The sequence below is a fragment of the Paracoccus salipaludis genome (assembly GCF_002287065.1).
GTDB classification, from domain to species: domain Bacteria; phylum Pseudomonadota; class Alphaproteobacteria; order Rhodobacterales; family Rhodobacteraceae; genus Paracoccus; species Paracoccus salipaludis.
Genome location: NZ_NSJZ01000109.1, coordinates 1 through 590, shown reverse-complemented (window position 1 = coordinate 590; position 590 = coordinate 1). Strand labels below are relative to the sequence as shown.

The following is a 590-nucleotide window of genomic DNA, read 5'->3' as shown; positions in this document are numbered from 1 at the left end:
GCCATAGTCGTTCACCGCTGTTAGGGCTGGGTCCAGAACCCAGCGTCGGAACTGCCCCCAAACCTCATAGGACTTCTTGTCAGCCACCCCCATGAGCGAGCGCAGTTCGTCCACGGTGAAGGTCCAGAATGGCCGTCCGAGCCGCTTCTTGTCGGCAAGCAGCACATAAAGCTGGCGGCCGTGGCCGGTCAGGCTGTGAGCGGCGCGGGCCTCGATCTTGGCAAAGTTCTGCGGGCTGCGGAGCGCATGGACGCCGGCTGGTGGGATCAACGCCCGCACCATCGAGCCACCTTGGGTGATCTTCCATTCGGCCAGCAAGACCGCGCCCCAGGGATCGCCACGCCACTCGCCGCTGAGCTGCACCCCGGTTAGGCGGGTCAGGCACTCGCGCAGCCAGATGTTGTCGTTGCGCCCGTCCTCGCCGCGCAGCAGCCGCGACGGCACTTCCAGCCAGACGCTGTTGTCCACTTCGGCGGGGACGCGGGCAGCATCGAGCGCCGAGGCCAGCTCCCATATTGCCGAGACCATAGCCGGGGTCAGCGGCTTGTCGGATCGGAGCGCAACGGCGCTGCTGGGCACGGTGATTTCTC

General features: G+C 66.4%; 1 protein-coding gene. It reads right to left on the bottom strand.

What is annotated here, in order from left to right; all coding sequences use genetic code 11:
• Positions 1 to 579, bottom strand: a 579-nt coding sequence (locus CK240_RS17785; RefSeq protein ID WP_205957924.1) for a replication initiation protein, incomplete at its 3' end; no start/stop codon positions are given.
• Positions 580 to 590: the final 11 nt, after the last annotated feature.